At 72.3% G+C, this 23,532-nt stretch carries 23 protein-coding genes; 11 read left to right on the top strand and 12 right to left on the bottom strand.

The window, feature by feature from the left end; all coding sequences use genetic code 11:
- Positions 1-86 precede the first annotated feature (86 nt).
- From ACWD1Z_RS19875 to ACWD1Z_RS19885, 3 genes are read left to right on the top strand one after another with little or no spacing between them, the layout of a single operon-like run.
- A complete protein-coding gene (locus ACWD1Z_RS19875; protein WP_451120285.1) occupies positions 87-1,514 on the top strand; it encodes a glycosyltransferase family 4 protein in 1,428 nt (475 codons plus the stop codon).
- Positions 1,508-2,242 (top strand): class I SAM-dependent methyltransferase, encoded by a 735-nt coding sequence (locus tag ACWD1Z_RS19880; protein WP_250070156.1) that lies wholly within the window; start codon positions 1,508-1,510, stop codon positions 2,240-2,242. The genes ACWD1Z_RS19875 and ACWD1Z_RS19880 overlap by 7 nt, the downstream gene beginning before the upstream one ends.
- Entirely contained in the window at positions 2,239-3,309 is a 1,071-nt protein-coding gene (locus ACWD1Z_RS19885) for a prenyltransferase (protein ID WP_451120287.1), read from the top strand. Before ACWD1Z_RS19880 ends, ACWD1Z_RS19885 begins: the two co-directional genes overlap by 4 nt.
- Before the next feature lies 1 nt (position 3,310).
- On the opposite strand, the gene ACWD1Z_RS19890 is transcribed toward ACWD1Z_RS19885, so the two are convergent.
- The 6 genes from ACWD1Z_RS19890 to ACWD1Z_RS19915 form a co-directional block, all read right to left on the bottom strand.
- Complete coding sequence (locus ACWD1Z_RS19890) at positions 3,311-3,601, bottom strand: hypothetical protein (protein WP_389416321.1); 291 nt, start codon at positions 3,599-3,601, stop codon at positions 3,311-3,313.
- Positions 3,602-3,643: 42 nt separating this feature from the next.
- Positions 3,644-4,651 (bottom strand): LLM class F420-dependent oxidoreductase, encoded by a 1,008-nt coding sequence (locus ACWD1Z_RS19895; protein ID WP_451120289.1) that lies wholly within the window; start codon positions 4,649-4,651, stop codon positions 3,644-3,646.
- Between the two features lie 93 nt (positions 4,652-4,744).
- Positions 4,745-5,602, bottom strand: a complete 858-nt coding sequence (locus tag ACWD1Z_RS19900; protein ID WP_451120291.1) for a hypothetical protein — start codon at positions 5,600-5,602, stop codon at positions 4,745-4,747.
- A gap of 121 nt (positions 5,603-5,723) precedes the next feature.
- Complete coding sequence (locus ACWD1Z_RS19905; RefSeq protein WP_451120293.1) at positions 5,724-6,647, bottom strand: N-acetylmuramoyl-L-alanine amidase; 924 nt, start codon at positions 6,645-6,647, stop codon at positions 5,724-5,726.
- A gap of 22 nt (positions 6,648-6,669) precedes the next feature.
- On the bottom strand, positions 6,670-7,356 hold the full coding sequence (locus ACWD1Z_RS19910) for a class I SAM-dependent methyltransferase (protein WP_451120295.1): 687 nt from the start codon (positions 7,354-7,356) through the stop codon (positions 6,670-6,672).
- A 431-nt stretch (positions 7,357-7,787) separates the two neighbouring features.
- Positions 7,788-9,506 (bottom strand): MFS transporter, encoded by a 1,719-nt coding sequence (locus ACWD1Z_RS19915; protein ID WP_451120297.1) that lies wholly within the window; start codon positions 9,504-9,506, stop codon positions 7,788-7,790.
- A gap of 147 nt (positions 9,507-9,653) precedes the next feature.
- On the opposite strand from ACWD1Z_RS19915, the gene ACWD1Z_RS19920 reads away from it, so the two are divergent.
- Positions 9,654-11,144, top strand: a complete 1,491-nt coding sequence (locus tag ACWD1Z_RS19920; RefSeq protein WP_451120299.1) for an MFS transporter — start codon at positions 9,654-9,656, stop codon at positions 11,142-11,144.
- 58 nt (positions 11,145-11,202) lie between these two features.
- On the opposite strand, the gene ACWD1Z_RS19925 is transcribed toward ACWD1Z_RS19920, so the two are convergent.
- Positions 11,203-11,835 (bottom strand): response regulator, encoded by a 633-nt coding sequence (locus tag ACWD1Z_RS19925; RefSeq protein ID WP_451120383.1) that lies wholly within the window; start codon positions 11,833-11,835, stop codon positions 11,203-11,205.
- Between the two features lie 304 nt (positions 11,836-12,139).
- Between ACWD1Z_RS19925 and ACWD1Z_RS19930 the strand changes: the two genes are divergently transcribed.
- The 3 genes from ACWD1Z_RS19930 (at position 12,140) to ACWD1Z_RS19940 (ending at position 15,107) form a co-directional block, all read left to right on the top strand.
- Positions 12,140-12,997 (top strand): MaoC/PaaZ C-terminal domain-containing protein, encoded by an 858-nt coding sequence (locus ACWD1Z_RS19930; RefSeq protein WP_451120301.1) that lies wholly within the window; start codon positions 12,140-12,142, stop codon positions 12,995-12,997.
- 62 nt (positions 12,998-13,059) lie between these two features.
- Positions 13,060-14,136, top strand: a complete 1,077-nt coding sequence (locus ACWD1Z_RS19935; RefSeq protein ID WP_451120303.1) for a Zn-dependent alcohol dehydrogenase — start codon at positions 13,060-13,062, stop codon at positions 14,134-14,136.
- The gene (locus ACWD1Z_RS19940) at positions 14,136-15,107 is read left to right on the top strand and encodes a 3-oxoacyl-ACP reductase (protein WP_451120305.1); all 972 of its coding nucleotides are present in this window, start codon (positions 14,136-14,138) and stop codon (positions 15,105-15,107) included. The genes ACWD1Z_RS19935 and ACWD1Z_RS19940 overlap by 1 nt, the downstream gene beginning before the upstream one ends.
- 103 nt (positions 15,108-15,210) lie before the next feature.
- On the opposite strand, the gene ACWD1Z_RS19945 is transcribed toward ACWD1Z_RS19940, so the two are convergent.
- A complete protein-coding gene (locus tag ACWD1Z_RS19945; RefSeq protein WP_389416331.1) occupies positions 15,211-15,363 on the bottom strand; it encodes a hypothetical protein in 153 nt (50 codons plus the stop codon).
- 95 nt (positions 15,364-15,458) lie between these two features.
- Positions 15,459-16,637, bottom strand: a complete 1,179-nt coding sequence (locus ACWD1Z_RS19950) for a hypothetical protein (protein WP_451120307.1) — start codon at positions 16,635-16,637, stop codon at positions 15,459-15,461.
- A gap of 278 nt (positions 16,638-16,915) precedes the next feature.
- On the opposite strand from ACWD1Z_RS19950, the gene ACWD1Z_RS19955 reads away from it, so the two are divergent.
- Genes ACWD1Z_RS19955 through ACWD1Z_RS19965 form a run of 3 tightly spaced genes read left to right on the top strand, consistent with a single transcriptional unit; the run spans position 16,916 to position 19,743 of the window.
- Positions 16,916-17,755 carry a Nif3-like dinuclear metal center hexameric protein gene (locus ACWD1Z_RS19955; RefSeq protein WP_451120309.1) on the top strand — a complete coding sequence of 280 codons (840 nt, stop codon included), beginning with the start codon at positions 16,916-16,918 and terminating at the stop codon, positions 17,753-17,755.
- Positions 17,752-18,495, top strand: a complete 744-nt coding sequence (locus ACWD1Z_RS19960) for a zinc ribbon domain-containing protein (RefSeq protein WP_451120385.1) — start codon at positions 17,752-17,754, stop codon at positions 18,493-18,495. The genes ACWD1Z_RS19955 and ACWD1Z_RS19960 overlap by 4 nt, the downstream gene beginning before the upstream one ends.
- A 30-nt stretch (positions 18,496-18,525) precedes the next feature.
- Entirely contained in the window at positions 18,526-19,743 is a 1,218-nt protein-coding gene (locus ACWD1Z_RS19965) for a bifunctional RNase H/acid phosphatase (RefSeq protein WP_451120311.1), read from the top strand.
- Here the strand turns inward: ACWD1Z_RS19965 and ACWD1Z_RS19970 are convergent.
- Together ACWD1Z_RS19970 and yaaA are read right to left on the bottom strand one after the other, a co-directional pair.
- Positions 19,718-20,350, bottom strand: a complete 633-nt coding sequence (locus tag ACWD1Z_RS19970) for a bifunctional 4-hydroxy-2-oxoglutarate aldolase/2-dehydro-3-deoxy-phosphogluconate aldolase (RefSeq protein ID WP_451120313.1) — start codon at positions 20,348-20,350, stop codon at positions 19,718-19,720. The two genes, ACWD1Z_RS19965 and ACWD1Z_RS19970, sit on opposite strands and share 26 nt — an antisense overlap.
- Positions 20,351-20,415: 65 nt before the next feature.
- Positions 20,416-21,198, bottom strand: coding sequence for a peroxide stress protein YaaA (gene yaaA / locus ACWD1Z_RS19975; protein WP_451120315.1), 783 nt, complete (start codon positions 21,196-21,198; stop codon positions 20,416-20,418).
- Positions 21,199-21,273: 75 nt separating this feature from the next.
- On the opposite strand from yaaA, the gene ACWD1Z_RS19980 reads away from it, so the two are divergent.
- The gene (locus ACWD1Z_RS19980; RefSeq protein WP_451120317.1) at positions 21,274-22,713 is read left to right on the top strand and encodes an RNB domain-containing ribonuclease; all 1,440 of its coding nucleotides are present in this window, start codon (positions 21,274-21,276) and stop codon (positions 22,711-22,713) included.
- Here ACWD1Z_RS19980 and ACWD1Z_RS19985 read toward each other — a convergent pair.
- Entirely contained in the window at positions 22,664-23,440 is a 777-nt protein-coding gene (locus ACWD1Z_RS19985) for a MerR family transcriptional regulator (protein ID WP_451120319.1), read from the bottom strand. The two genes, ACWD1Z_RS19980 and ACWD1Z_RS19985, sit on opposite strands and share 50 nt — an antisense overlap.
- Between the last annotated feature and the right edge of the window lie 92 nt (positions 23,441-23,532).

A 23,532-nucleotide genomic window follows, 5' to 3' on the forward strand; every position in this document is an offset into this window, starting at 1 on the left:
TTCTTGAACGATCAAGTCTGTAACTTGTTCTAGATTAGCGTCCCGGCGTAATCTCGCGGGACAGTGCAGGGAGAAGGGGGCCCGGAGTGACCGCTGAGGCCAGTCGGACGGGTTCCCGCAAGGAGCCCGCCGCGGGTGGGGGCCCCTCCCGCGCGAGCGGATTCGAGCGTGGGGGAGAGCGACCTCTCGACATCGCGCTTCTCACCTATAAAGGGAACCCGTTCTGCGGCGGCCAGGGCGTGTACGTCCGCCACCTCTCCCGCGAACTGGCCCGCCTCGGCCACCGGGTCGAGGTCATCGGCGCCCAGCCGTACCCGGTCCTCGACGAGGGCGTCACGCTCACCGAGCTGGCCAGCCTCGACCTGTACCGCCAGCCCGACCCCTTCCGCACCCCGGGGCGCGGCGAGTACCGCGACTGGATCGACGCGCTGGAAGTGGCCACCATGTGGACCGGCGGCTTCCCCGAGCCGCTGACCTTCTCGCTGCGCGCCCGCCGCCATCTGCGCGCCCGCCGCGGCGAGTTCGACGTCGTCCACGACAACCAGACGCTCGGCTACGGCCTGCTGGGCGACGTGGGCGCCCCCCTCGTCACCACCATCCACCATCCCATCACCGTGGACCGGCAGTTGGAGCTGGACGCCGCCGAGAACCGCCGCCGCCGGTACTCGGTCCGCCGCTGGTACGCCTTCACCCGGATGCAGAAGCGCGTCGCCCGCCGCCTGCCCTCCGTGCTCACCGTCTCCGGCACCTCCCGCGCCGAGATCGTCGACCACCTCGGGGTGCGCGAGGACCGGATCCACGTCGTGCACATCGGCGCCGACACCGACCTGTTCTCGCCGGATCCGTCCGTCCCGCAGGTCCCCGGCCGGATCGTGACGACCTCCAGCGCGGACGTCCCCCTCAAGGGGCTGGTCTTCCTCGTCGAGGCGCTCGCGAAGGTGCGCGCCGAACACCCCGACGCCCACCTCGTCGTCGTCGGCAAGAAGCCCGCCGAGGGCCCGGTCGCGCAGGCCGTCGAGCGGTACGGCCTCGAAGGCGCCGTCGAGTTCGTCAAGGGCATCTCGGACGCCGAACTGGTCGACCTGGTCCGCTCGGCGCAGGTCGCCTGCGTGCCGTCCCTGTACGAGGGCTTCTCCCTGCCGGCCGCCGAGGCCATGGCCACCGGCACGCCCCTGCTCGCCACGACCGGCGGGGCGATCCCGGAGGTGGCCGGCGCGGACGGCGAGACGTGTCTGGCGGTGCCGCCCGGCGAGGCGGGCGCGCTGGCCGCCGGGCTGAGCCGGCTCCTCGGCGACCCCGCACTGCGGGCGCGGCTCGGCCGGGCCGGACGGGAGCGGGTGCTGGCGCGGTTCACCTGGGCGCGAGCGGCGGAGGGCACGGTGGCGCACTACCGCGAGGCCATCGCCCGCGCCACGCCCCCGGACGGCGGCGCGCCCGCGCCCTCGGCCGGTGCCGCCCCCCTGACCTCCGCGAGTACCACCGGCGTCTATCCCGAAAGCAGGGCCACGTGCTGACCGTCGACTTCTCCCGGTTCCCGCTCGCCCCGGGCGACCGTGTCCTGGACCTCGGCTGCGGTGCCGGGCGGCACGCGTTCGAGTGCTACCGGCGCGGCGCCCAGGTCGTCGCGCTGGACCAGAACGGCGAGGAGATCCGCGAGGTCGCGAAGTGGTTCGCGGCGATGAAGGAGGCCGGCGAGGCCCCCGAGGGCGCCACCGCCACCGCGATGGAGGGCGACGCCCTGGCGCTGCCGTTCCCCGACGAGTCCTTCGACGTCGTCATCATCTCCGAGGTCATGGAGCACATCCCGGACGACAAGGGCGTCCTCGCCGAGATGGTCCGGGTGCTCAAGCCCGGCGGCCGCATCGCCATCACCGTCCCGCGCTACGGCCCCGAGAAGGTCTGCTGGACGCTGTCCGACGCCTACCACGAGGTCGAGGGCGGCCACATCCGCATCTACAAGGCCGACGAACTCCTCGCCAGGATCCGCGAGGCGGGCCTGAAGCCGTACGGCACCCATCACGCGCACGCGCTGCACTCCCCGTACTGGTGGCTCAAGTGCGCGTTCGGCGTCGACAACGACAAGGCGCTGCCGGTGCGGGCGTACCACAAGCTGCTGGTCTGGGACATCATGAAGAAGCCACTGGCGACGCGGGTCGCCGAGCAGGCCCTCAACCCCCTCATCGGCAAGAGCTTCGTGGCCTACGCGACCAAGCCGCACCTGCCCCGGGTGGACGCCAAGTGACCACTCCCCGGACGGAACACCTCGTCCTGCCCGGGGTCCTCACCGCCGAGCAGGCCGCCGCGACCGTCGCCGGACTGCTCGCCGTGCAGCGGGAGGACGGCGCCATACCGTGGTTCCGGGGACACCATCTCGACCCCTGGGACCACGTCGAGGCGGCCATGGGCCTGGACGCCGCAGGCGAGCACGACGCCGCCGAGCGCGCCTACGAGTGGCTCGCCCGGCACCAGAACGAGGACGGCTCCTGGTACGCGGCCTACCAGGACGGCGCATTCGACGACGTCACCGACCGCGGACGCGAGACCAACTTCGTCGCCTACATAGCGGTCGGAGTGTGGCACCACCACCTCTCCACCGGCGACGACGCCTTCCTGGACCGCATGTGGCCCACGGTGTACGCGGCGACGGAGTTCGTCCTGCGGCTGCAGCAGCCCGGCGGGCAGATCGGCTGGCGGCGGGACGACGACGGCACGGCGACCGAGGACGCGCTGCTGACCGGCTCGTCCTCGGTCCACCACGCCCTGCGCTGCGCGCTCGCCATCGCCGAACAGCGCGAGGAGCCGCAACCGGACTGGGAGTTGGCGGCGGGTGCGCTCAGGCACGCGATCCGACGGCACCCCGAGCGGTTCCTGGACAAGGACCGCTACTCGATGGACTGGTACTACCCCGTGCTGGGCGGCGCGCTCACCGGCGCGGAGGCCAAGGCCCGCATCGAGGAGTCCTGGGACCGCTTCGTGGTACCCGGGCTCGGAGTGCGGTGCGTGATTCCCAACCCCTGGGTGACGGGCGGTGAATCGGCCGAACTCGCCCTGGCCCTGTGGGCGATGGGCGAGTCCGACCGGGCGCTGGACATCCTCCAGTGGATCCAGCACCTGCGCGACGAGCGGACCGGCCTGTACTGGACGGGCTACGTCTTCGACGACGCGGCGATCTGGCCGAGGGAACTGACGACCTGGACGGCGGGCTCGCTGCTGCTCGCCGTCGCGGCCCTGGGCGGCCATGAGGCCACCTGCCGGGTCTTCGGCGGCGAGCAACTGCCCACCGGCCTGGACCCGGACTGCTGCGACTGACTCAGTGGCGGACGCGGTTCGCGATGGCGTGCCCGACGAACAGGTACACCACGGCGGCGAGCCCGTACCCCGCCACGACCCTGGCCCATGCCTCGTCGAAGGTGAACAGGTCATGGGACCAGCCCGCCAGCCAGCGGGCCGCGTCATGGATGAACTGCACGAAGTCGTTCGTGCGGTTCGCGTCCAGCAGGTACATCAGGATCCACAGGCCCAGAATGAACGCCATGATGTCGGCGACGATCGCGATGACCCTGCCCGCCGAACTGGCACCGTTGCTATATCGAGGGGACATGCCCCCCGGGTTGCCGCTGAACCGTCGACGAAACCCCCCGGTTCAGCCGTTGAGCTCGGCGAGCACCCGCAGCGACCGCTCGTCCGGCGCCAGCGCCAGCAGGTCCGTCACCGGTCCCTCGCGCCACAACTCCAGCCGCTCGGCGATGCGTTCACGCGGGCCGACCAGGGAGATCTCGTCGGCGAAGGCGTCGGGGACGGCGAGGACCGCCTCTTGGCGGTGCCCTTCGAGGAACAGCCGCTGGATGCGGCGGGCTTGCTCCTCGTACCCCATGCGGGCCATCAGGTCGGCGTGGAAGTTGCGGGCCGCGTGGCCCATGCCGCCGATGTAGAAGCCGAGCATGGTCTTCACCGGCAGCAGGCCCTCGGCCACGTCGTCGCAGACCCGGACCTGGGCCAGCGGAGCCACCAGGAAGCCCTCCGGCAGGGTCTCGGGGAGGGCGTACGCCTCGGCGCGGGCCGGGGACCAGTACAGCGGGAGCCAGCCGTCGGCGATCCGCGTGGTCTGGGCGACGTTCTTCGGGCCCTCTGCGCCGAGGAGGACGGGGAGGTCGGGGCGGAGGGGGTGGGTGATGGGCTTGAGGGGCTTGCCGAGGCCGGTGGCGTCCGCGCCCCGGTAGGGGAGGGGATGGAAGCGGCCGTCGAGCGTGACGGGGGCTTCCCGCCCGAGGACTTGCCGTACGACGTCGACGTACTCCCGGGTCGCGGTGAGCGGTGACTTCGGGAACGGGCGGCCGTACCAGCCCTCCACCACCTGCGGCCCGGACAGTCCGAGGCCGAGCATCATGCGGCCGCCGGAGAGATGGTCGAGGGTGAGGGCGTGCATCGCGGTGGTGGTCGGCGACCGGGCGGCCATCTGCGCAACCGCCGTCCCCAGCTTGATCCTTGACGTCCGCGCGGCGATCCAGGTCAGCGGGGTGAAGGCGTCGGAACCCCAACTCTCCGCGGTCCACACGGAGTCGTAGCCGAGCCGCTCGGCCTCCCGGGCCAGCGGCACATGGTCGGGCGAGGGGCCGCGCCCCCAGTAACCGAGCGCGAGACCGAGCCGCATGCCTGCCTCCTGACGGTGTGTCAGCCGAGGAGGGGGACTGTACGACAACGGCCCCTCACCGGGAAGGGTGAGGGACCGTGACCGTGAGCGGTGTCAGCCGCGCTGGATGCCGCTGGTGTCCTGGAGGACACCGCGACGACCGTCCTGCGTCTGCGCGATCAGGCTCGGGCCGCGCTGCTCCACGGCCAGGTACCAGGTGCCGGGCGCCAGTTCGGCGATCGGCGTCGGCGAACCGTCCTCCGCGAACAGCGGACGCGGTACCGGAACGGCGAACCAGAACGGGGAGAAGTCCCCGCCGGGCTGCGCCGCGGGCGCCTGCGGCTGCCCCTGCTGCGGCTGACCGCCGAACGGCTGCGCACCCTGCGGCTGACCGCCGAACGGCTGCGCACCCTGCGGCTGACCGCCGAAGGGCTGACCGGCCTGCGGCTGCGGCTGCCCCGGCTGGGGAGCGCCCGGGTAACCGTAACCACCCTGCGGCTGACCGCCGTACGGCAGCGGGGCCGCGGGACGGGAAGCCGGCATCAGGGGGGCCTGGAGGGCGGGGACGAGCGGGGAGGCGACGGCGGCACCGGCCAGGAGGAGGGCGGCGATCAGACCGAGGATCAGGCCGGCGCCCACCTCGACGTCGAAGCCGTCCGTGTCGATCGCCCCGGCCGGGTCGATGATCGTCCAGAACGCGATCCACGCGGCGATGACACACAGCGCGACACCGAACTGGCCCAGGTCGAGACCGACGACCTTGCGCGGCTGCGGCAGCGCGCGGGCGACGACGATCAGGACCGCGCCTGCGATGCCGCCGATGTACATGCCCATCAGCAGGCCGAGGTTGTCCCAGGCATTGGGAATGTTGCTGCTTTCGCCACCGTAGGTGTCGAGGAACGACGCGACGAACAGCAACACCGCTGCTCCGATCACCACGCCGTCGCCTCGAGTGAGGGAGCGGATATTCACTTCAGGTCCTTCGTCAGTCGTCTCGTCATCGGTAGAGGCGTCGCGGGGGTGGCCCCTTATCGTACGGACGACCCTATCGTCCGCACGATCAGGCTGTCCGCCGGGATCAGCGCGCTGATCACTACCCGCGCAGGAAACTCACGATTCCCTCAGAGATCCCCTGCGCCGCCTTCTGCCGCCACGCACCGCTGGTCAGCTGTGCCGCGTCCTTGGTATCGCGCATGTTGCCGCACTCGATGAACACCTTGGGAACCGTTGACAGATTGAGACCGCCGAGATCCTTACGCGTGACGAGACCGGTGCCGTCGCCGACGTAGTTGGAGGGGGCGCTGCCGGTGGCGCGGACGAACTTGCCCGCGATGCGTTCGCCGAGATCGCGGGAGACGCCGACGATCGGGCGGGTGTCCGCGGCACCGGAGTTCACCGCGCCGGGGAGGATGACGTGGAAGCCGCGGTTGCCGGATCCGGAGCCGTCGGCGTGGACGGAGACCACCGCGTCGGCCTCGGCCTGATTGCCGATGCGCGCCCGCTCGTCGATGCAGGGGCCGTACGAACGGTCGCCGTCCTGGGTCAGTTTCACCGTGGCGCCCTGCTTCTCCAGCAGCGTGCGCATGCGGTGGGCGACGTCCAGGGTGAACTCGGCCTCGGTGTAACCGGAGTTCGTGGCCGTGCCGGTGGTGTCGCACTCCTTGTACCCGGTGCCGATGTTCACCTTGGCGTTGATCTCGGCGGTGTGCTGGAAGTTGGCGGGGTTGTGGCCGGGGTCGATGACGACGACCTTGCCCTTCAGGGGACCGGAACCGGCGGCGGGAGCGGAGCTGGCGGATTTCGTCGGGCTGGGGTGCGGTTCCTTGGCGTCGCCGGTGGCTTCTGGCGTCCGTACCACCGCCGACTCCGGACCGCCGCCGTCGTCACTCGCGCCGCCGAGTCCCTCGTACACCACCCAGCCGAGCAGCGCGCCCGGCACGAGCGCGGCGAGGGCCACGGTCAGGGGGCGGCGCCGGGGGCGGCGGGGCGGTTCGAATTCAGGGCCTGCGTAGGACACGTCAGCGACTCTAACCTCGGCCTCAGATCCCCGCCCCCGTTCGCCGCAGCACGCGCAGCGAGTCCGTGACGGAGATCTCCGTGAACGCGCCCGACTCCAGCGCCCGCAGGTAGACGCGGTACGGGGCCTGGCCGGTGAACTCGTCCTCCGGGTCGGGGAAGACGTCATGGATGGCGAGCAGGCCGCCTTCGGCCACATGGGGGGCCCAGCCCTCGTAGTCGGCGCCGGCGTGCTCGTCGGTGTGGCCGCCGTCGATGAAGACCAGGCCGAGGGGGGCGCCCCAGACACGGGCCACCTGCGGGGAACGCCCCACCAGGGCGATCACGTGCTCCTCCAGCCCCGCCCGGTGCAGCGTGCGCCGGAAGGTGGGCAACGTGTCCATCAGGCCGATCTCGGGGTCGACCGTCTCGGGGTCGTGGTACTCCCAGCCCGGCTGCTGCTCCTCGCTGCCGCGGTGGTGGTCGACCGTGAGGGCGCTCACCCCGGCCGCGCGGGCCGCGTCGGCGAGCAGCACGGTGGAGCGCCCGCAGTAGGTGCCGACCTCCAGGAGCGGAAGCCCGAGCCGACCGGCCTCCACGGCCGCCGCGTAGAGGGCCAGCCCTTCTCCCACGGGCATGAACCCTTTCGCCGCCTCGAACGCGGCCAGGATCTCGGGCGAGGGCGAGGGCGAGGGCGAGGGCGAGGGCTCGGGCGCGGGTGCCGGGGCCATGGGGAGCCTTTCGGTCGTACGAGCGTCTGGGCGCCCCATGCTGCCGTATGCGCTGGTCGGGGGGTGAGCGGGGGTGAGCGGGGGTGACCGGGGGTGGGGCAGGGGGGATCATTCGGGTCGGGGGAGGATCACTCGGGTCGGGGTGAGCGCGAGATGCCCAGCCTGTTCGCGGGGGTGCCGAGGTAGGGCCGTCTCCCTGGAGGGCGGGGGCGGACCCTGCGGAGCATCCAGGGGGCGCCGGTCGTCCCGGCCCCGCTCCAGCGGGCGGACCGTGGCGGTCGGCCTTCGCGGCCAGGGCGTACGCTCCCTCCGCGCCGGGGGCGACGGCGTAACTGCCGTCCTCCGCGGAGACCCTGGCGTCCGCCCGTGCGCCCGTCCGCCCGGTCGGCCCGGTACGTCCAGGGGCTGGCCCACCCGGCGTCCCCCATGGCCTACGTCGCCGGTACCGGGCCGCTCGGTAGGGCCAGGTCCACGTCCACCGTGCTGTCGTCGCCCGTGTGGGTCGCCGCGGAGGCGTGCGGGGCGTGGCCGTCGGCCTTCGCGGCCAGGACGTAGGCGCCCTTCGTCGGGACCGGGAGGGTGTAAGTGCCGTCCGCTGCCGAGAGCGTGGCGCCCGCCTGGCGGCCCCGGGGGTCGATCAGGGTGACCTTGGCGCGGGGCACCGGGGTGCCGGTGGCGTCCAGGACCCGGCCGCGGAAGCCGCGCAGGGCCGCTTCGGCGCGGGCGAGGTTGGCCTCCTCCTCGCTGCTGGCGCGCAGCTGGGGCGCGCGGTTCGGCTTCGGGAGGAACAGGGCGAGCAGCAGGCCGATCGCCACCGCGCCGGTCGCGATCAGGAAGGAGAGGCGGAAGCCGTGCATCGTGGGGACCTCCACGCCGTTCACGGTGTTCGCCGTGTTGGCCAGCACCATGCCGATGACGGCGCTGGAGACGGACGTACCGATGGAACGCATCAGCGTGTTCAGGCCGTTCGCCGCGCCCGTCTCCGACGCCGGGACCGCGCCGACGATCAGCGCGGGCAGCGAGGAGTAGGCCAGGCCGATGCCCGCGCCGAGGAGGACGGCGATGACCAGGGACTGCCAGGCGGCACTCATCAGGCCGAGGCCGGCGCCGTAGCCGACGGCGATGATCGACAGGCCGAGGATCAGGGTGAACTTGGGGCCGTACCGCGCCGAGAGACGGGCGTAGACGGGGGCCGTGAACATCATCGTCAGGCCCAGCGGCGCGACCAGCAGGCCCGCGACGACCATCGACTGGCCGAGGCCGTAGCCGGTGGAGGCGGGCAGTTGGAGGAGCTGGGGGAGGACGAGGGAGACGACGTAGAAGGAGACGCCGACCATGATCGAGGCGAGGTTGGTGAAGAGCACGGCCGGGCGGGCGGTGGTGCGCAGGTCGACCAGCGGGGCCTTGCTGCGCAGCTCGTAGACGCCCCACAGGAGCAGCACGACGACGGACGCGGCGAACAGGCCGAGGGTGAGGGCGGCGGTCCAGCCCCAGTCGCTGCCCTTGGTGATGGGGAGCAGGAAGAGGACCAGGCCGGTGGAGAGACCGAGGGCGCCCGGCAGGTCGAAGGTGCCCTCCGCGCGCATCGGGGACTCCGGTACGACGAGGAAGGTGAGGGCGATGGCGAGGACACCGAGCCCCGCGGCGCCGTAGAAGAGGGCGTGCCAGTCGCTGTGCTGGGCGACCAGCGCGGCGGCGGGCAGCGCGAGTCCGCCGCCGACGCCGATCGAGGAGCTCATCAGGGCCATCGCCGAGCCGAGCCGCTCGCGGGGCAGCATGTCGCGCATCAGGCCGATGCCGAGCGGGATGGCGCCCATCGCGAAGCCCTGGAGGGTACGGCCGACGATCATCGGCAGCAGGGCGCTGGTGACGGCGCTGACCAGGGCGCCGACGACCATCACGGCGAGGCTCAGCACCAGCATGCGCCGCTTGCCGTACAGGTCGCCGAGACGGCCCATGATCGGGGTGGCTACGGCGCCGGAGAGAAGGGTGGAGGTGAGGACCCAGGTGGCGTTGGACGGGGAGGTGTCCAGCAGCAGCGGCAGGTCCTTGATGACCGGGACGAGCAGGGTCTGCATCACCGCGACCACGATGCCCGCGAAGGCGAGGACGGGGACGACAGCGGGCCGGTCGTGGGGCGTACGTGTCATGTGTAGCTTGAACTCGGTGTGCCCGAGCAACTATTCCGATGCTTTGGCTCACTAACGAAATCTTGACCTTCTCTTGGGAATCCCCATGACGACCAGGTCGGACCTAGTCCGAAATGCCGATGCCAGGAGCGTCGGCCGGTTGAGAACATGACAGGCATGCCCGACGCCCCCGATGCCACCGACGTCTCCCGCCTGCCTCGCCGTACCGCCCCGCCGGCCTGGGTGGTGGTGGCCCTCGCCTGCGCGGGCCAGTTCCTCGTCGTGCTCGACGTGTCCGTGGTGAACACCGCGCTGCCGTCCATGCGCACCGGCCTCGGGCTGAGCGAGCAGGGGCTGCAGTGGGTGGTGAACGCCTACGCCATCGCCTTCGCCGGGTTCATGCTGCTCGGTGGCCGGGCCGGTGACCTCTACGGCCGCAAGCGGATGTTCCTGGTCGGCCTCGGCCTGTTCACCCTGGCCTCCCTCGGCGGCGGGCTCGCCCAGGACGACTGGCAGCTGCTGCTCGCGCGGGGGGTGCAGGGGCTCGGCGCGGCCGTCCTGGCACCGGCCACGCTGACGATCGTCACCTCGGCGGTGCCGGAGGGCGCGGCCCGGGCGCGGGCCATAGCGACCTGGACCGCGGTGGGCGCGGGCGGCGGCGCGGCGGGCGGACTGGTCGGCGGGCTGCTGGTGGAGGTCCTGACCTGGCGCTGGGTCCTGTTGATCAACGTGCCCATCGGCGCGGTGGTGCTGTTCGGGGCCGCCCGCTACCTGGCCGAGAGCCGCGCGGGGGACGGACGCCGGCTCGACCTGCCGGGCGCGGTGCTGGTGACGGCGGGGCTCGCGACCCTGGCGTACGGGATCTCGCAGACCGAGGCGGCGGGCTGGACGGCCACGGTCACGCTGGTGCCGCTGGCCGCCGGGCTCGCCATGATCGGGCTGTTTGTCGCGGTGGAGGCGCGGACGGCGGCGCCGCTGATGCCGCTCGGCCTGCTCGCGCGTCGGCCGGTGTCCTCGGCGAACGTGTCGATGTTCCTGTGCGGCTCCTCCATGTTCTGCATGTGGTTCTTCATGACGCTGTACGCGCAGAACGTCCTCGGTTACACCCCGCTGGAGGCCGGTCTGGCGCTGGTGCCCAGCTCACTGGCGGTGATCGTCGGCTCCAAGCTCGCGCCCCGGCTGATGCACCGGCTCGGCGCGCGCGGCCTGGCCGTGCTCGGCAACGTCGTCGCGGTGGCCGGTTTCGGCTGGCAGTCCCTGATGACCGTGGACGGCTCCTACCTCACGGCGATCATGTTCCCCGGGATCCTGATGATGCTCGGCGCGGGGCTCGCGGCGACGCCCCTGGCCGCGCTCGCCACCGCCGGGGCGCCGCCGCAGGAGGCGGGCCTGGTGTCGGGGCTGGTGAACACGTCCCGGGTGATGGGCGGTTCGCTGGGGCTCGCGGTGATGTCGACGATCGCGGCGGCCCGGACCGAGAGCAGCTCCGGCGGTACGGCGCGGGCGCTGACGGAGGGGTACGCGCTGGTGTTCCGTACGGGGGCCGGGGTGCTGCTGGCGGGGACGGTGCTGATGGTGATGTGGCTGCCGCGGAAGGTGTCGGGGGAGGTGCCGGGGGTGGTTCTGGCGGAGGCGTCCGCGGATGTGTCTGCCAGGTGATGTCTGGCACGTGATGCCTGCGAAGCCCTGGACCCTTGCCGCCCGGGGCCCCGAGGCCCTATACCCACCCCTGCTCCCGGGCCGTCCGCAGGGCCTCCGTCGGGGTGTGGGTGGCCGTCTTGGTGAGGGCCGTGGCGAGGTGGGCGCGGACCGTGGACTCGGGGAGGTGGAGGGCCGCGGCGACAGCGGCGACCGTCGCACCGTGCGTGGAGGCGCGCAGCACCTCGCACTCGTCGGCGGTGAGGGGGTTCGGCGCGGCGCCCCGGGACGCCTCCGCGAGCGCCGGGTCGATCACCGTCTCCCCGGTCAGCACCCGGCGGATCGCCCCGGCCAGCTCCTCCACGGGGCCGTCCTTCACCAGGATGCCCGCGGCGCCCGCGGCCATGGCCCGCCGCAGGTAGCCGGGCCGGGCCGACGTCGTCAGCAGCAGCACCCGGCAGTCGGGGGCCTGGTCGCGCAGGTCGGCCGCGGCGTCGAGGCCGCCGCGGCCAGGCAGCTCGACGTCGAGCAGGGCCACGTCGGGGCGGTGGACGAGGGCCGCGTCGACGAGTTCGTCGCCCCTGCCGACCTGTGCCACGACCTTCAGGTCCGGCTCCATCCCCAGCAGCACCGCCAGCGCGCCGCGCCGCGTGCCCTGGTCCTCGGCGAGCAGCACTCTGATGGACCTGGCGGGACGGTGATCTCGGGGCATCTCGTTCACGGGCCAAGCGTAGGGCGGGAGGGGGAGGCAGGCGACGCGGGAGAGCCACGGGGAGAGCTGACGCCATGTCAGGAGCCTTCACAAGTGCCGGGCGCTCGGCTATAACGAGGGCGCCGGACTGGAACGCGTTCTAGGTCCTGTCGTGTGAGTCGGCCGGGTCGTGAGGCGCGACGCCGGGACGATCCGGACGGAAGGGCCTCGGTCCGCCGACGCGTTCCGGGCCCGCCCCTACGCGACCTCGGTGCGGCCGACGGTGCGGACGACCGCGCCGAGGTCTCAGACCCTCAGGAGCCCCATGCCCATCGACGCATCGAAGGCCGTAGCCGCCGAACCCCGGTCCGGCGAGATCTCCTGGACCGCCAAGGACGTCCAGCTCTACCACCTCGGCATCGGCGCCGGACGCCCGGCCACCGACCCCGACGAGCTGCGCTACACCCTGGAGTCCCGGCTGCAGGTGCTGCCCAGCTTCGCCACCGTCGCCGGCTCCGGCGCCCCCGGAGTGATCAGCGGCCTGTCCATGCCCGGCGTCGAGGTCGAGCTGGCCCGCGTCCTGCACGGCGGACAGAGCCTGGAGATCCACCGCCCGCTCCCCGTCGAGGGCACCGCGACCACCACCTCGCGCATCGCCGCCGTGTACGACAAGGGCAAGGCCGCCGTCCTGGTCCTGCGCACCGAAGTCGGCGACGCCGACGGGCCGTTGTGGACCAACGACTCGCAGATCTTCATCCGGGGCGAAGGGGGATGGGGCGGCGACCGGGGCCCCTCGGCCCGCCCCGAGCCGCCCACCGGTGAGCCCGACAAGATCGTCGAACGGACGATCCGCGAGGACCAGGCGCTGCTCTACCGCCTCTCCGGCGACTGGAACCCCCTGCACGCCGACCCCGACTTCGCCGCCGAAGCGGGCTTCGACCGGCCCATCCTGCACGGCCTGTGCACCTATGGCATCGCCCTCAAGGCGGTCGTCGACACCCTGCTGGGCGGCGAGGCGGGCCGGGTGCGCGCGTACGCCACCCGGTTCGCCGGGGTCGTGTACCCGGGGGAGACCCTGCGCATCCGCATGTGGGACCGGGGTGACACCGTCCGGGTCGCCGTCGGCGTCGTCGAACGGGACGACGCGCCCGCCCTCACCGACACCGTCGTCCACCACTCCTGAGCCACCTCCCGAGCCACCTCCCGAGCCACCACTCCTGAGTCACCGTCGAGGGGAGCCGCACCATGCGCGCAGCCGTACTGCACGAGACCGGCCAGGACAAACTGGAGGTCCTCGACGACGTCGAGGCGGTGGGATTCGGCCCCGGCCGGGTGAGGATCCGGGTGCGGGCCACCGGCCTGTGCCACTCGGACCTGTCCGCGATGAACGGCGTACTGCCCCAGCCGGCCCCCTTCGTGCCCGGCCACGAGGGCGCGGGGGAGATCCTCGAAGTCGGGGAAGGCGTCACCCACTTGAAGCCCGGGGACCGGGTCGTCGTGTGCTGGCTGCCCGCCTGCGGTGCCTGTCCCGCCTGCAAGCGCGGCCAGACCGAACTGTGCCTGGCCGGGTTCATGAACGCCGGCACCCCCAACTTCAAGCGCCCCGGCGGCGATGTCTTCGGCTTCGCCGGCACCGGCACCTTCGCCGAGGAGGTCGTTGTGGACGCAGGCTGCGCGGTGCCGGTCCCCGAGGACGTGCCCTTCGACATAGCCGCCCTCATCGGCTGCGGGGTCACCACCGGACTCGGCGCCGCGATCAACACCGCCGACGTGCGGGCCGGTTCGTCGGTCGCCGTCATCGGCTGCGGCGGGGTCGGCATCTCCGCGATCCAGGGCGCCCGGCTCAAGGGCGCCGCCGAGATCGTCGCCGTGGACCCCGTCCCGAGCCGCCGCGAGGCCGCACTCGCCTTCGGCGCCACCAAGGCCGTCTCGCCCGACGAACTGCCTGGCGCCAAACAGGAGATCACCGCCGGCGAGGGCTTCGACTACGTCTTCGAGGTCGTCGGCAGGTCCGCCACCGCCCGCACCGCCTACGACAGCACCCGGCGCGGCGGCACCCTGGTGATCGTCGGCGCGGGCGCCATGGACGACTTCCTCCAGCTGAACATGTTCGAGCTGTTCTTCGACGAGAAGCGCATCCTGCCGTCCCTGTACGGCGGCGGCGACGTGCTGCGCTCCTACGAGCGGACCATCGACCTGTGGCGGGCCGGCCGCGTCGACCTGGCCGGGCTGATCACCCACCGGGTACCCCTGGCGGAGATCAACGAGGCCCTCGACCAGATGCGTACCGGCAGCGCGCTGCGTACGTGCATCGAGCTGTGATGGCCACCCCCTCGGGGGCCCCGCTGGAAGGGACCCCCTCGGGGGCCCCGCTGGCAGGGCTCACGGCGATCGTCACCGGCGCGGGCAGGGGCCTCGGCCGCGCCGAGGCGCTGGAGCTCGCCCGGCTCGGCGCGGCCGTCGTCGTCAACGACTACGGGCAGCCCGGCCGGGACGGCTCCGGCGAGTCCTCCGCCGGGCCCGCGGAGGAGACGGCCGCCGAGATCCGCGCGGCGGGCGGCCACGCCCTCGCGCACACCGGGGACGTCGCCGACTTCCAACAGGCCGGTCAGCTCGTTCAGTTGGCGGTGGAGGAGTTCGGCAAGCTGGACATCCTCGTCAACAACGCGGGCATCCTGCGTGACCGTATGGTCTTCTCGATGACCGAGGACGAGTGGGACTCGGTGATCCGCGTCCACCTCAAGGGCCACTTCAACACCACCCGCTTCGCGGCCGCGCACTGGCGCGAGCGGTCCAAGGCGGACGGCAAGCCGGTGTACGGGAGGATCGTGAACACCTCCTCGGAGGCGTTCCTCGCCGGATCCGCCGGACAGCCCAACTACGCCGCCGCGAAGGGCGGAATCGTCGGCCTGACCACCTCCACGGCACTGGCGCTCGCCAAGTACGGGGTGACGGTCAACGCCATCTGCCCGCGGGCGCGCACCCGGATGACCGAGGACGTGTTCGGCGAGCCCGCCGAGGGCGGCCTCGACCCGCTCGCCCCCGAGCATGTCGCGCCGCTCGTCGGCTACTTGGCGTCACCCGCCGCCGCCCGCGTCAACGGCCAGCTGCTCGTCGTGCACGGCGGCATGGTCGCGGTCGTCGAACGGCCGCGGGTGCGGGCCCAGTTCGACAGCAAGCAGAACACCTTCTCCTACGACGAGCTGGACGCCGTACTCACCGCGCACTACGCGGATCGGCCGCCGGGGGAGACGTTCGCGGCGACGGAAGTGCTGGGGCTGAAGCGGGCGTAGACGCGCGGGGCTTGGCCTGGGACTTGGGATTGGGCTTGGACTTGGGCTTGGACACGGAACGGCCCCCGCACTTCTCATCGAAGTGCGGGGGCCGTTCCGTCGTTCAGGCCGCCGACTCGTTCTGCTCGGCCGGCTTGCGGTGACGGCCGCGGGGGGCCGCCTCGCCGTCGTGGGACGAGACCGGACCGCGGTGCCTGCCGTGACCTGAGTTCTCCTGGTCGTGGGCGGGCGGCTGGGTCATCGTGGCGTCGCTCATCGGAAAATTCACCCCGTCAACATGATCTTTCAGACAGCCGAGCGAGTTTAACCGGCACGCCTCGGGCCGAATCCAGCCGCACACGCCAACCGCCGCTACTTCGTTACAAGACGCCCCAACGGGGCCTGCTGCAACGGCACGGGCCGTGCCGGGGCCGGGGCCGAGGGGGTGGGTGGCTCGTCCTGTTGCGGGTCCGGTGCGGCGCCGTCGTGGTCGGTCGCGCAGTTCCCCGCGCCCCTCACGGGGGCTTCCGGGACCGGGGTTTCCCAGCACGCCACTCCGCACGGTACCGCCCGCGTCGCGTACGGCAGCCGGAGCGCCCCCTCCCGCGTCCACCAGCCCGCTCCCGCCAACCACCCCTCGGGCGCCGGAAGATGACGCATCTGCTTCCCGGCGGGCCGCCACACCCCGACCCAGCTGCCGAGCGGACCGTCCACCCGCAGCGCCACCGAGCAGTTCTCCGGCATCAGCACCTGCCCCGGCTGAACCGCGAACGGCGTCACCGCACAGTCCGGCACCCGCAGACACTCCGGGAACCGCACCGGCAGGGTGCTGCCCAGCACGCCCCACCCCAGCCGCGGCGGCTGCCCCGGCTCCGGCGCGTCCGAGCCGATCAGCAGCAGCCCGCTGTCCGCGTCCGCGAACAGCAGCCGGTCGTCGCTCTCCGCCGCGATCTGCAGCAGCGGCGACACCTCGCCGCCGCGCTCCAGGTCCACCACGACCGTCTTGGTGCGGCCCCCGACCTCCCGGTCCAGCGCCAGCATCCGCCCCGTGCGGTCCAGCCACACCCCGCCCGAGCAGCGCCCCGGGACCTCGGCCAGGTGCTCCGGCCCGAAGGCGCCGCCCGCCACCAGCCACACCGTGCTGGTGTACCGGCCCACGGCGAGGGCGTACGCCCTGCGCCCGCACGGCGCCGGGGGCAGCAGCCGCAGCCGGGTGTCGGCGTCGGGGCACTCGACCGCGCCGACCAGCAGCTCGCCGGTGCCGGGCCCGGTCGGATAGAGCAGCGTGAAGACATGCCGTCCGTCGGTGGGCCGGCGGATCAGGACGCGTCCGTCGCCCATCGGCTGCACCTCGGTGCCGGGCTCCTCCGGCTGGTTGCCGGGCAGCGGCACGGCGTACGGCTCGGGTCCGTCCAGGGTCCAGCGCTCCGGGAACCAGCAGTCGCCGTCCAGCGCGAGGCGCGCGGCGTAGGCGCCGTCCGCGGTGATCACGCACCCCGCTTGCGGCGCCTCGGACCCGGCAGCCGTGGGTTCGATGGCACAGGCCGTCATCGTCTGGTCACCTCCGGCGACGAAGCTAGTTTTCGCACGCACAGACGTGGGACCGGCAGGCTGCCGCTTCACACATAAGGGTGTTCCAGGAACGATTCGCCTGAGGGAATGGGGGCGGGTGTGCTGCGAGGGGGCGCGGGGCGCCCGCGGGGCCGTAGGGGGGTGGCTCCTCCGGGACCCTGTGACGGGGGCCCGACGGTGGTGCGACGGCGGTGCGACGGCGGTGCGATGGTCGTACGGCGGTTCTGCGGCACAGAACGGCCAGGTAGCCTTTTCCCGTGCCCCGTCTGTCTGAAGTCATCGCCGCGCTGGAGAACCTGTGGCCCGCCGAGCGGGCCGAGTCCTGGGACGCGGTCGGCACCGTCGTGGGCGACCCCGAGCAGGAGGTCAGCCGGGTCCTGTTCGCCGTCGACCCGGTCCAGGAGATCGTCGACGAGGCGGTCAAGCTGGACGCCGACCTGCTCGTCACCCACCACCCGCTCTACCTGCGCGGTACGACGACGGTGGCGGCCTCGCACTTCAAGGGCCGGGTCGTCCACACCCTGATCAAGAACGACATCGCGCTGCACGTGGCGCACACCAACGCCGACACGGCGGACCCCGGAGTGAGCGACGCGCTGGCCGGCGCCCTGGACCTGCGGGTCGTACGGCCCCTGGTGCCGGACCCGGCCGACCCGTCCGGACGCCGCGGCCTCGGCCGTATCTGCGAACTGGACCATCCGGTCACCGTCCGCGAGCTCGCCGCCCGCGCCGCCGCCCGGCTGCCCGCCACCGCGCAGGGCATCCGGGTCGCCGGCGACCCCGAGACGACCGTCCGGACGATCGCGGTGAGCGGCGGCTCGGGCGACAGCCTCTTCGACGCCGTACGAGCCTCGGGCGTCGACGCCTTCCTCACCGCGGACCTGCGCCACCACCCGGCGTCCGAAGCGGTGTCCCACACTCCTCTCGCGCTGCTCGACGCGGCGCACTGGGCCACCGAGTGGCCCTGGTGCGAACAGGCCGCCGCCCAGCTCGACGAGATCTCCGACCGCCATGGCTGGAACCTCCGCGTCCATGTCTCGAAGACGGTCACAGACCCCTGGACCAGTCACTCCCCTTCACCTGGAGCCCCCAACTGAACGCCGCGCCCGCCGACCAGATCCGCCTTCTCGAGGTCCAGGCCCTCGACGTCCGCCTCCAGCAGCTCGCGCACAAGCGCCGGTCGCTGCCCGAGCACGCCGAGATCGAGTCGCTGACCAAGGACCTCACCCAGCTGCGCGACCTGCTCGTGGCCGCCCAGACCGAGGAGAGCGACACCGCCCGCGAGCAGATCAAGGCCGAGCAGGACGTCGACCAGGTCCGCCAGCGCGCCGTCCGCGACCAGCAGCGCCTGGACTCCGGCGCGGTCAGCTCCTCGAAGGACCTGGAGAACCTCCAGCGCGAGATCGCCTCCCTCGCCAAGCGCCAGGCCGACCTGGAGGACGTGGTCCTGGAGGTCATGGAGCGCCGCGAGTCCGCGCAGGAGCGGGTCGCCGAGCTGACCGAGCGGGTCGGCTCCGTGGAGTCGAAGATCGACGACGCGACCAGCCGCCGCGACGCCGCGTTCGAGTCGCTGGACGGCGAGGCGGCGACCGTGACCAAGGAGCGCGAGGTCATCGCGGGCGCGATCCCGGCCGACCTCCTCAAGCTCTACGAGAAGCTGCGCGAGCAGCAGGGCGGGGTCGGCGCGGCCAAGCTGCAGGCGCGCACCTGCCAGGGCTGCCGCCAGGAGCTGTCGATCACCGACATCAACGAGATCCGCGCGGCGGCGCCCGACACGGTGGTGCGCTGCGAGAACTGCCGCCGCATCCTGGTGCGTACGGCGGAATCGGGTCTGTAGACCTTGGCCGGCCGGTAAGGGGCTTGGTTCGTGAGGGAGTTCATCGTCGAGGCGGACGGCGGGTCACGGGGCAACCCGGGGCCCGCGGGCTACGGCGCGGTGGTCTTCGACGCCGCTACGGGACAGACGCTGGCGGAGCGGTCCGAGTACCTCGGCGTGGTCACGAACAACGTCGCCGAGTACCGGGGCCTGCTGGCCGGCCTGCGAGCCGCCTTCGACCTGGACCCGACCGCGAGGGTGCATGTTCGCATGGACTCCAAGCTCGTCGTGGAGCAGATGTCGGGCCGCTGGAAGATCAAGCACCCCGACATGAAGCCGCTGGCCATGGAGGCGTCACGAGTGTTCCCACCGGAGCGGGTGACGTACGAGTGGATTCCACGGGAGCGGAACAAGGTGGCGGATCGGTTGGCCAACGGGGCGATGGATGCGGGGGTTGCTGGAGCGGCGGAGGTCTCTGCGGACTCGGTGGCCCCGGTCGCCGGAGGTGCCGCAGCCGCTGGAGCGGACGCAGCCAGGGCTGACGCCGCCAGGGCTGACGCCGCCGCGGCCGACCCCGCCAAGGCCGACGCCGATATCCGTGCCGCGAAGACCGTCGCGAGCCCCGGCTGGGGACCCCCCGACATGGGCGCGCCCGCGACCTTCGTACTCCTGCGTCACGGCGAGACCGCGCTGACTCCGCAGAAGCGGTTCTCCGGAAGCGGCGGCAGCGACCCCGTGCTGTCGGAGATCGGCCGGGACCAGGCCGAGCGGGTCGGTGCCGCGCTGGCCCGGCGCGGGACGATCCAGGCCATCGTGGCGTCCCCCCTCGCCCGTACCCGCGAGACCGCCGCCGCCGTAGCCAGGCGGCTCGGCCTTGAGGTGGCCGTCGACGAGGGCCTGCGTGAGACGGACTTCGGCGCCTGGGAGGGCCTGACCTTCGGCGAGGTCCGCGACCGCTACCCGGACGACCTCAACGCCTGGCTCGCCGACCCCGAGGCCCGCCCCACCGGCAACGGCGAGAGCTTCACCGAGACCGCCACCCGCATCGCCGCGACCCGCGACAAGCTGATCGCCGCCTACGCCGGCCGCACGGTCCTCCTCGTCAGCCATGTCACGCCGATCAAGACCTTCGTACGGCTGGCCCTGGGCGCCCCGCCCGAGTCCCTGTTCCGGATGGAACTCTCGGCGGCCTCCCTGTCGGCGGTGGCGTACTACGCCGACGGCAACGCGAGCGTACGGCTCTTCAACGACACGTCCCACCTGCGCTGAGCCCCGCCGCGGCCCGGGCCAGCGCCTCGATCCGCGCCCAGTCCCGAGCGGCGACGGCATCGCCGGGGATCATCCAACTCCCGCCCACACAACCCACATTGGGCAGCGCCAGATACTCAGGCGCGGACTCGACCCCGATCCCCCCGGTAGGACAGAACCGCGCCTGCGGCAACGGCCCGGCCAGAGACTTCAGATACGCCGTCCCCCCGGCGGCCTGCGCCGGAAAGAACTTCATCTCCCGCACCCCGCGCTCCAACAGCGCGACGACCTCGGAAGCCGTCGACACCCCAGGCAGGAACGGCACCCCCGACGACCGCATGGCCTCCAGCAGTACGTCCGTCCAGCCCGGGCTGACAAGGAAACGCGCCCCGGCGTCGACGGCCGCCGTCACCTGCTCCGGCGTGATGACGGTCCCCGCCCCGACGACGGCATCCGGCACGTCGGCCGCAATGGCCCGTATCGCATCCAGCGCCCCCGCCGTCCGCAGGGTCACCTCGATGACGGGCAGCCCCCCGGCCACGAGCGCCCGCGCGAGCGGCACGGCGTCGGACGCGTCCTCGATCACGACGACAGGGAGGACAGGGGCGAGATCCAGCACGGAGGTCATGCCGGACATCCTGCCGCCGCCGTGCAGTATGCGCAAAGCTCGTTGCGCATACTGCAATAAGCGGCTCAGTGAATCTCGTCCACCAGCACATCCAGCGACCAAGAGACACCGGCTTTGCTCGGCACCGTGGCCTCCACCTCGTACCCGAGATCCCGCAGCGCCTCGACCAGCTCGGCCGGACCGCCGGGCTTCGTGCCGGACGTGAGCAGACTGCGCACGATCCGCCCCTTCGTCGCCTTGTTGAAGTGGCTGACGACCTTACGGGTCGGCGCATGCAGCACCCGTACGCTCGCCGTCCGCCCGGCGATCTCACCCTTGGGCTTCCAGGCCGCCGCGTACGCAGCGGACCGCAGATCCAGTACGAGCCCGTCCCCCGCGGCGTCGGGAAGCGCCGCCGCCATGGCCGTACGCCAATGAGTGCCCAGCGCCCCGAGCCCGGGCAGCTTCACGCCCATCGAGCACCGGTAGGAGGGGATCCTGTCGGTCACCCGGACCGCACCCCACAGCCCCGAGAACACGAGCAACGAGCGCCCCGCCCGCTTCTTCGCGGCGGTGTCGAGGGAGGCGAGGTCGAGGGCGTCGTAGAGGACACCGGTGTAGATCTCCCCGGCGGGCCGAGCCCCAGCGGTCCGCAGCTCGGCATTCTTGGCGACCTCGCCCCGCAGCCCTGCACTCAGCCCGAGAACCTCCCGCGCCTTCTCCTCGTCCGCCGCGCACAGCTCGACGAGTTCGTCGAGTACGGCCGCACGGGCCACGGCGAGCCCCGGCAGCGACAGCGACTCCAGCTTCAGCGGGGCACCACGGCCGGAAGACGCCTTGCCTTCGGAGGGCGGCAGCAGGACAAGCACGGGTGGATCTCCTTCTGTAGAACTCGGCCAAGCGTACGGTGTGCCTCCGGGCGGCCTCCGCCCTACGCTCGCTGTATGCCTCGCCGTCACATCCGCGTTTCCGGCGCCCCAGAAGCCCCGCTTCGGGCCGCCCTCACCGCGTTGCGAACCGAGCTCGACATCGACGAGACCTTCCCGCCGGAGGTACTGGCGGAAGCCGAGAGGGCCGCGCGAGACCCCGCGCTGCCGGTGGAGGACGCCACGGACGTCCCCCTCTTCACGATCGACCCACCCACATCCACCGACCTCGACCAGGCGATGCACCTGTCCCGCCAGGGCACCGGCTACCGCGTGCGGTACGCCATCGCGGACGTGGCCGCCTTCGTCGAACCCGGCACGGCGCTCGACGCCGAGACCCACCGCCGCGTCATGACCCTCTACTTCCCGGACACCCGCATCCCCCTGCACCCGGCGGTCCTCAGCGAGGGCGCGGCGAGCCTGCTGCCGGGCCAGACCCGCCCGGCGGCGCTGTGGACGATCGACCTCGACGCGGAAGGCCGCCCACTGACCGTGGACGTCCGCCGCTCACTGGTCCGCAGCAGGGCGAAGCTGGACTACGCGGCCGTACAGAAGGAGATCGAGGACGGAACGGCGGAGGAACCACTGGCGCTGCTGGCGGAGATCGGCCGGCTGAGGGAGGCCCTGGAGGTGGACAGGGGAGGCATCTCCCTGAACGTCCCCGAGCAGGAGATCGTGCAGCGCAACGGCGGCTACGAACTGAGCTTCCGGGCCCCGCTCCCGGCGGAGGGCTGGAACGCGCAGATCTCCCTCCTGACCGGCATGGCGGCGGCGGATCTGATGCTGTCGTCCGGCACGGGTGTGCTGCGCACGCTCCCGACCGCCCCGGACGGAGCGGTGGGCCGCCTGCGCCGTACCGCGCACGCCCTGCACATCGACTGGCCGCACCACGTGTCGTACGCGCAACTGGTGCGCTCCCTTGACCCCTCGCTCCCGCACCACGCGGCGTTCCTGCAGGAGTGCACGACGCTGCTGCGGGGCGCGGGTTACACGGTCTTCCGGGACGGCGACCTCCCGGACATCGTGACGCACTCGGCGGTAGCGGCGCCGTACGCCCACTGCACGGCCCCCTTGCGCCGCCTGACGGACCGCTTCGCGTCCGAGCTGTGCCTGGCGGCGGCAGCGGGCGCGCCCCCGCCCGAGTGGGTCCTCTCGGCCATGGACGCGCTGCCCAAGGAGATGACGGACGGTTCGCGGCGGGCCGGGACGGTGGAGCGGTCGTGCGTGGACATCGTGGAGGCGGCACTGCTGGAGGGCCGGGTGGGGGAGGTGTTCGACGCGTGGGTGGTGGACGTGGACGAGCGTCGGTCGGGGATCGGGACGGTGCAGTTGGAGAGCCCGGCGGTGATAGGGCGGGTGGAGAGCGGCGACGGGGCCCTGCCACTGGGGGAGCGGTTGCGCGTACGCCTCACACAGGCGGATCCGGTGGCGGCGAAGGTACGTTTCGCTCCCGCGTGACGATCTGGACGGTCCGCCGGATGGCCTCGGCCTGGGCGGGGGCGAATTCGGCGTAGAGGGCGCGGAGGAAGCTGTTGTCGTGGTCGATGGGTGGGGCGGGCATGAGGTCGCTGGGGAGACAGTCGACGAGGGCCCGGGCAGCCTGCTCCACCCGGGGATCGTCGGGTTCGGCGTCGGCGAGGTCGTCGAGGAGGGCGTAGGCGGCACGGGCGCGCTCGATGCCTTCGGGATTGGCGAGGCTGTCGTTGAGCAGGGAGGTCAGCCGGCCTCGCTCTTCTGGTGGGGCGCTGCTCTCCATGAGCGCGAGGATCTCCCGGTCCTTGGCGGCCATGGGGGAGTCGGAGAGATGGGCGGTACGGCGGAAAAGGGAGGCAAGCTCGGGAGAAACGGGCCCCTCGACGGAGACCCCGTCCTCCATGAGCGCCCGCAACCGAGCCCGCCGCTCGCGTAGGGCGGCCTCTTGCCGAGCAAGATCCTCGTCGAGCTCGCTCAACACCTCGACGAGATCCTTCCCGACATCATCCGCGAGCACATCCCGCACCTCCCCGAGCCCGAGCCCCAACTCGGTGAGCCGCCGTATGCGAGCGAGCAGGACGGCATGCCGAAGGGTGTAGTCCCGGTACCCATTACTCAGCCGCTCGGGCTCCGGGAGCAGCCCGAGATGGTGGTAGTGCCGAATGGCCCGGGTGGTGACCCCAACGGCATCGGCCAGCTCTCCGATACGCATACGACCAGTAGAAACCTTGACGCGACGGCAGGGTCAAGGGGGAGGCCGACGGCCCCCGTGCAGGTGATCGTCCTCAGTTCCGTCTCCCTCGG

The organism is Streptomyces sp. NPDC002784 (assembly GCF_053592135.1).